Source organism: Microcystis sp. M53603_WE2 (assembly GCF_030065435.1).
Map to the genome: position 1 here is coordinate 1 of NZ_JASJFF010000812.1, position 7,287 is coordinate 7,287.

At 43.3% G+C, this 7,287-nt stretch carries 6 protein-coding genes; 5 read left to right on the forward strand and 1 reads right to left on the reverse strand.

Annotation, left to right across the window (positions count from 1 at the left end):
* Nucleotides 1–491, reverse strand: a 491-nt coding sequence (locus PX481_RS17320) for a nuclease/transposase family protein (RefSeq protein ID WP_502888557.1), incomplete at its 3' end; no start/stop codon positions are given.
* 494 nt (nt 492–985) lie between these two features.
* Here PX481_RS17320 and PX481_RS17325 point away from each other — a divergent pair.
* The 5 genes from PX481_RS17325 (at nt 986) to PX481_RS17345 (ending at nt 7,116) form a co-directional block, all read left to right on the forward strand.
* Nucleotides 986–2,254, forward strand: a complete 1,269-nt coding sequence (locus PX481_RS17325; protein ID WP_002758421.1) for a Sll1247 family protein — start codon at nt 986–988, stop codon at nt 2,252–2,254.
* A gap of 337 nt (nt 2,255–2,591) precedes the next feature.
* The gene (gene purD, locus PX481_RS17330; protein WP_288095188.1) at nt 2,592–3,857 is read left to right on the forward strand and encodes a phosphoribosylamine--glycine ligase; all 1,266 of its coding nucleotides are present in this window, start codon (nt 2,592–2,594) and stop codon (nt 3,855–3,857) included.
* Between the two features lie 18 nt (nt 3,858–3,875).
* Nucleotides 3,876–3,998, forward strand: coding sequence for a hypothetical protein (locus tag PX481_RS17335; protein WP_256378301.1), 123 nt, complete (start codon nt 3,876–3,878; stop codon nt 3,996–3,998).
* Between the two features lie 42 nt (nt 3,999–4,040).
* Entirely contained in the window at nt 4,041–5,267 is a 1,227-nt protein-coding gene (locus tag PX481_RS17340; protein WP_002758419.1) for a glycosyltransferase family 4 protein, read from the forward strand.
* 292 nt (nt 5,268–5,559) lie between these two features.
* On the forward strand, nt 5,560–7,116 hold the full coding sequence (locus tag PX481_RS17345) for a CPBP family intramembrane glutamic endopeptidase (RefSeq protein WP_288095191.1): 1,557 nt from the start codon (nt 5,560–5,562) through the stop codon (nt 7,114–7,116).
* Nucleotides 7,117–7,287 lie beyond the last annotated feature (171 nt).

The following is a 7,287-nucleotide window of genomic DNA, read 5'->3' on the forward strand; positions in this document are numbered from 1 at the left end:
TCAGCACGTCTAACAACTCTTACCCGTTTAATCTGTTGCTCTGAATAATAAACTAATGTCTTTTGACTACACCATAAATCAAATTCTCCTGCTTTAAAGCCATCGGTAAATCTGATTTTACGTCGATTATCAGATAGTTTGTAGCCCGTTAGTTTATACTCAACCGAACGGCTATGCTTTTTGAACCGAGGAAAACCCTTTTTCCCAAGTATCTTAGCATGACAATTCTGGTAAAACCTAGTAATTGATTGCCAGGCTCTATCAGCAGCCGATTGACGAGCTTGAGAGTTTAATTTATTAACCCAAGGGGTCTCTTTATTATTAGCTAGTACCGCACAAAGTTTTTGGAGATCATTGCGGGTTGTTCCTTTATTTTCTATCCAATAACGAACACAAGAGTTACGCACAAACTGAGAAGTTTTGATAGCTTCATCAAGCTGGTGATATTGCTCTGGGGTTCCGTTTTTTAGCTTTGCTTCTACGACTAGCATCTAACAATCCACGACCATTGGTTAAATTAATTATAACACAGTTTACCTACAGATGGTAGAATTAAACCGATGCTCCGCGGTTGATATTCTGGTCGGATTTCATCCCCCGCAAAGGTGAGTATCTTGTCGAAAAATGTAGCGGGGGCATTCATCCGACATTTTAGGTAAATTCCGAATTATCTAGAAGATGGATTTAGGTTTAAATGTGACTTAGATCACATACAATCGGGGTTTCCTTTCGCTAACTTAATTAGCAGGGTACGCTGCCTAAATTTTTAGTAATCTGGGCATAGTCCGCAAGCTTGGCCGGGTAAGCCAAGGGGAATTTTCCCAAACTTGCCAAGCTAAAAGGGATCGACTCGATCAGTACAATGACCCAAAATAGGGGCATCCTCAGAAGGGAGCATCTACTATCTAATCACAATTGACCCCTTTATGGTCATAGCCCTAAAATCCATCCGCTTACTGATTTAGGAGGGCTGAATCAAATAACCATGGCTAGTCTAAACACTGGACAAAGACAAACAAGAGACGAAGAACAGCTACTATACGATTATTGGCTCGACCGCGCCAGGACCGATTCCCCCGAGCAATTAATCGAGAATTTTCGTCGTCTGTTTATCGAAGGTGGCGGTTATCAAGAAGCTCCTATTTATTTAGCCCTAGAGCGTCTTGTCAAGGCCAAAGATCCCGAAATTCGTTTTTATCATTTCTTTAACCGCTGCTGTCATATTTTAATGAATCGATGGCAAACGCAGCCCGCCCATCAGCCAGCAATTCCCGAATTGGTATCGCTGCTGGAAAATTTGCCCTCCCCACCTCCCGGACATTACAGCAGCCCCAATAATTTGCGCCATCTGGTCAAAAATTTTACCCTCTCGGATGACTACGTTAGGATGCAGCGTCTGGCGAGAATTATTAGCGGCCAATACAGCGAAAAAACCGCCGCTTCCCTAGGAACCCTGATTAATCGTTATCCCTATCTCTATGATTACTATTTACTCGGTGATGACAGTCCCCGAGAACAGCGACAAACCGTTAGACGTATTAAGGTGAAAACCGAGAGCCGTTTCGAGGTAAATCTCTCTCGTTATGTCACCTATCAGGTACGTTTGGCACAGGTTGCTCATAGCCCAAAAATCAGGGAAGAAGCGGGGAGAATCATTCAACCAGTGGAAAATCCCACCCTGCTCAATGATAAGGAGCTAAATCGCACCCTCAAGTATTATCTGGGGACGGTAGCAGGAAATTATACTTATAAGTATCTTTCGCAAAATTTTCTGGCGAATACAGTTTATACCCGTACCTATAAAGATTTTAAAAATGATCTCTACGATTATCTAATTACCTCCTTAGACTACGGCAAGGGGCAATTTCACCAAAAACTCGACGATATCCTGCAAAATACTCTACCCCACTGCGATCAACAAAAACCGAGTGAATTTCTCATGCTGCGTACTTCTAGCCAACTGTTAAATTATCTGGTGGTGGAAAGCGGCCAAAAACCCGATCATTACATTTTTATGGATATGATCACCAATATGGGGGTAACTCGGACTGTGGGGTTATTGCTCAAGTTGATTTTGATCTGTCCCAAGGCAAAACCCCACTTAGATAAACGTTTTTCGATTCTATTTAACCACTACGAGAGTTATTCTCGCGAGCGGGTGCCTTGGTTGGTTAAATCCCTAGAAAATCTGCAAGTAGCTTTTAGTATTCATTTCGGTCAAGCTGATTTGTCCTGTCTCCGTCAAATCCAGTGATGGGAAGTGGGGAAGTGGGAAGTAGGAAGTGGGAAATGGGGAGATGGGGTGTGGGGTGTGGGGTGTGGGGTGTGGGGAGTGGGGTGTGGGGAGAATAAATAAAATAATCTCCTATCTCCTGACTCCTATCTCCTGACTCCTATCTCCTATCTCCTATCTCCTATCTCCTGACTCCTGACTCCTGACTCCTGAATCCTGAATCCTGAATCCTGACTCCTGACTCCTGACTCCTGACTCCGTCAAATCGATTAAAAAGTTAAGTAATCTCAACTTCTAGCCAATGCTGACCCGGAGCTAGGGGATAATTAAACCATCGTCATTTAGGCTGCGTTTATCCGTGAAAATTATCGTTATCGGCAGTGGTGGTCGAGAACACGCCTTGGCTTGGAAACTGCTGCAATCGCCCGAGGTAGAACAAGTGTTCTGTATTCCAGGTAATGGGGGAACGGCAATTTTACCTCAATGTGAAAATATCCCCATAGCAATGGAGGATTTTGCCGAAATTAGCCGCTTTGCCCGAGAAAATTGCGTCGATCTGGTGGTTGTCGGGCCAGAATATCCCCTCTCCCTCGGCATTACCGATCATCTTCTCGGCCAAGAAATTGCCGTTTTTGGCCCCACACAAACCGGGGCCTTAATTGAATCGAGCAAATCCTGGGCAAAAGAATTAATGAGCGAAGCAGCAGTTATCACCGCCGTCTCAGAAACCTTTACGGATGCAGAATTAGCAAAAACTTATATCCGAGAGCAAGGAGCGCCAATTGTGGTGAAAGCCGACGGATTAGCCGCAGGAAAAGGGGTAATTGTCGCCGAAACCGTAGATACAGCCCTAGAAGCGATCGATGATCTTTTTACCAGTGGCTTCACTAAAGTCCTGGTGGAAGAATTCCTAGAAGGGGAAGAAGTGTCCATCCTCACCCTCACCGATGGGATCAGCTTCCGTTCCCTGCTACCCGCCCAAGATCACAAGCGCATCGGTGAAGGCGATACCGGCAAAAATACCGGCGGTATGGGCGTTTATGTCCCCGCACCCATAGCCACCGCCGCCATTATCGAAGCGGTGGACCGAGACATCCTCGCCCCCATCGTCGCCACCCTGCAAAAACGCGGCATTGACTATCGGGGAGTCCTCTACGCGGGTTTAATGATTTCCCCCGCCGGAGAGCCAAAAGTTCTCGAATTTAACTGTCGTTTTGGCGATCCCGAAACCCAAGCGGTTTTACCCCTACTGGAAACTCCCCTGGCACCGCTACTGCTGGCTTGCGCTCAACAAAAATTAACTGATTTCCCCTCTTTACAATGGCGATCCGGTAGTGCCGTTTGTGTGGTGGCCGCGTCTGCCGGTTATCCCGACCACTACGAAAAAGGCCAGTTAATCACTGGAATTAAGGCAGCTGAAACCGCGGGAGCGATCGTTTTCCACGCCGGCACGGTTTTAAAACACGGCGATATCTTCACCGATGGCGGCCGCGTCTTGGGTGTCACGGCTATGGGAGCTAATTTTAATCAGGCGATCGAACTTGCCTATCAATCGGTGAAAAGGATACACTTTCAGGGCATCTATTATCGTCGTGATATCGGCCACCGGGTAAGGGAAAAATAAGGTTTTGAGGATTAATTTATGAGCCAATTTCCCTTTTTTTCCGCATCTCTCACCGCTAATCCTCACCTGATGCCAAACCTCTTTCTAGGGCAATCCCTGACAAAAGCGCATCTGATTTGTCAAAAAACCAGTAACTATTGATAAAATCATGAAACTGAATCGCCCAACCAAATTGCCATCCCTATGCGAATTTTGCTCTATTCTTATAACTATTATCCCGAACCGATCGGCATCGCTCCCCTGATGACAGAATTAGCGGAAGGATTGGTTAAAAGAGGTCATCAAGTCAGAGTTTTAACCGCTTTTCCTTGGTATCCTAATAGTGAAATCGATCCCGAATACCGAGGAAAAATCTATCTAGAAGAAGAACTAAATGGTGTTAAAATTCAACGTTCCTACGTCTGGGCGCGTCCCCAAAGAAGTTTAAAAAATCGAATTTTCTTTGAATTGAGCTTTGTTTTTTTGAGTTTCTTTCAGGCTCTCAAGGGTGAAAAACCCGATCTAATTTTCTTAACTGTCCCCGGATTACCCGTTTGCGTTCCCGCCGCTTTATTGAGTAAATTATATGGGATACCGATTATTCTAAATTTACAGGATATTTTGCCCGATGCGGCAGTTCATGTGGGATTATTAACTAATGAGAAAATGATTAAAGTTTTTAGTCGTCTCGAAAAATTTGCCTATCAAAATGCCAGCAAAATCTCGGTTATTGCCGATGGTTTTACCAAAAATCTCCTAACTAAAAATGTGCCGAGTCAGAAAATTATTGAAATTCCTAATTGGGTGGATGTCAGCTTTATTAAACCTCTGCCGAAAACCAATAATTATTTTCGCCAAGAAAATCATCTTGAGGGCAAATTTGTTGTTTTATATTCTGGCAATATTGCCCTAACCCAACCCCTAGAAACCCTGATCGATGCTGCAGTTTACTTAGTTGACATCCCTGAGATTAAAGTGGTAATTGTTGGTAAAAAAGAAGCACTTGATCGCCTAGAAAAGTATCGCCAACAACAGGGGGCCAGTAATGTGCTTTTATTACCCTTTCAAACCCGGGAAAAATTACCAGAAATGTTAGCAGCCGCCGATGTGGGTATGGTGATGCAAAAACATAACGTTATTTCCTTTAATATGCCGTCCAAAATTCAGCTATTATTAGCTAGTGGTCGTGCTATTATTGCTTCTGTTCCCGCCGATGGAACCGCCGCTAGGGCGATCGAGCGTAGTGGTGGTGGTTTGGTGGTTACTCCTGAAGATCCAGAGGCATTAGCTACAGCCATTTTAAAGCTATATAAAAACCCAGATTTAGCAACTATACTAGGAGAAAAAGGACGACAATACGCAGAGGAAAATTATGCCTTTGAAAAGACTTTGGATCAATACGAAAAGCTTTTTTCTCAAGTAGTTAGTTAATAGACCTCTTGTAAAAATCAAAAATTGTTGTTAGGGTTAGGAGTCAGTAGCCAGTAGTCAGTAGTCAGGAGAATTAAGAAGGAGCAATAATCAGTTAAATGGTCTATTTACAGACTTTATGCCATTTAATCCTTATTTTTGCCGTTTTTGAACCCTGAAAAATTAATTATGCAAGAGGTTTAATAATTAGGGAATGGGGGAATTCAACTAAAACCCCAACACCCTAAAACCCTAAAACCCTAAAACCCTAAAAGCCCATCAGCTAACCTCTAACTCCCACTTAACTATTTTCATGTTTGATAATTTCTCAAAAAAACTCCCCTGGCAAAGTCTCAAACAAGCGATCGCTTTTGTCTTAACAATTATTGCCTTAACTCCAGTGGTTACAGCTTTAATTTCTAGTGTTAATCAGCCCCAAATCCAATCTAATCTTCAACTATATCAAACCAATCTCAATCTACAAGTCACGACTCTAAGCAGCGATGCTGATCCTAATAGCGAGGAATTTGCTAATCTTAAATTAATTCAAACTTCCCTGATCGGTGAAGCTCCTTATACTACTGCTGAGGAACAGTATTTATCCGCCCAGAAAAGTGCCAAAAAAACAATCACCGAACTAGAAAAATCAGCAGTTAATCCCGAACAAAAAAAATCTCTTGAGCGCGAAATCAATTCCCTAAAGGATTTAGAGCTAAAATTAAGTCTCATTCAAGCTAGTCAAGGTGACTTGGATTCAGCACGGCAAATCTGGCAAGATATCAAGGAAAAATCAGAATTTGAGAACTATAAACCTGCTGTTTTAGGAAATGCGCTGCTGTTAGAGGGATTGTACAGTGAACCCCCCGAAATTGCTGCCGATGCTGAAGCGAGAATCGATCGCAATTTTCAAGGATGGTTTCGTTATACCATTCTGGAAAAATTATATAGTCTCGAAAATCGTCAAGAGGATTTACTCGCTTTAGAGGAAGAACAGAGTGAAGTGGCGGGTAATGCGTTAATTAAACTAATTTTATTGGCTTTTTTGCCTCTTATCGGCGGTTTAATCGGTGTTGTGCTGTTGATCTTTTTATTAGTGCAGTGGCTGCTCCGGCAACAGCGATCGCTGCTCTTTTTAGATGATAGTCTCGCTTGGCAAACTAAGTGGGGAGGAGAAACCCTCTGGTGGGGAATAATTATCGGTTTCTTTTTCGTCGGACAAATTGTTTTACCAGTAATTTTCGGGATTTTATCGAGTTCCTTGAGTCTCAATCCCGAAAAATTTAACCTAGAAGCTAAAGCAATATACGTTGTAGTTAGTTATTTAGCTTTAACAGTGAGCAGTTTATCGGTTTTATATCTAGCAATCAAGCCTTTTCGCCCTTTACCTCCCGATTGGTTTCGTTTTAAACTCTTTAGTCCTTGGTTTCTCTGGGGATTAGCCGGCTATGTCGTCGCTTTACCCCTGGTTATTATCGTTTCTTTGCTCAATCAACTAATTTGGCAAGGACAAGGGGGTAGTAACCCGCTGCTGACTTTAGCCCTAGAATCCCAGAATACCTTCGCTTTAATCTCTTTTGGCTTTACTGCTTCCCTTGCCGCTCCTTTTTTCGAGGAAATTGTCTTTCGCGGCTTTTTACTAGCTTCTTTGACTCGTTATCTGCCTGTTTGGGGTGCGATTGCGCTTAGTAGTTTGATTTTTGCCCTTGCTCACCAAAATTTGTCAGAAGTGCTGCCTTTAACCGTCCTAGGTTGTGTTCTTGGCTTTGTTTACACCCGCTCGAAAAATTTATTATCCTCGATGTTGGTTCATAGTCTCTGGAATGGTGGCACCCTGTTAAGTTTATTTTTATTGGGCAGCGGTGCGGGTTAGGTGAAGTCTCTGGTTTTCGGGGTAGCCTAGAGTTGACATCCTCGCCGCCCTAAAAGTGCGGCGATTCCTAAACCTCACGATTTAAGTTTCTGCTTCCACCACCGTCGCATACCACAGTTAAAAAACCATGTACTGTCTTACACAGAGTCCACAGACTTTCGCCCCATTTCA

Coding starts and splice junctions, on each gene's coding strand:
- PX481_RS17325 (WP_002758421.1), top strand. CDS start 986: ATGGCTAGTCTAAACACTGGACAAAGACAAACAAGAGACGAAGAACAG.
- PX481_RS17335 (WP_256378301.1), top strand. CDS start 3,876: ATGAGCCAATTTCCCTTTTTTTCCGCATCTCTCACCGCTAATCCTCAC.
- PX481_RS17340 (WP_002758419.1), top strand. CDS start 4,041: ATGCGAATTTTGCTCTATTCTTATAACTATTATCCCGAACCGATCGGC.
- PX481_RS17345 (WP_288095191.1), top strand. CDS start 5,560: ATGTTTGATAATTTCTCAAAAAAACTCCCCTGGCAAAGTCTCAAACAA.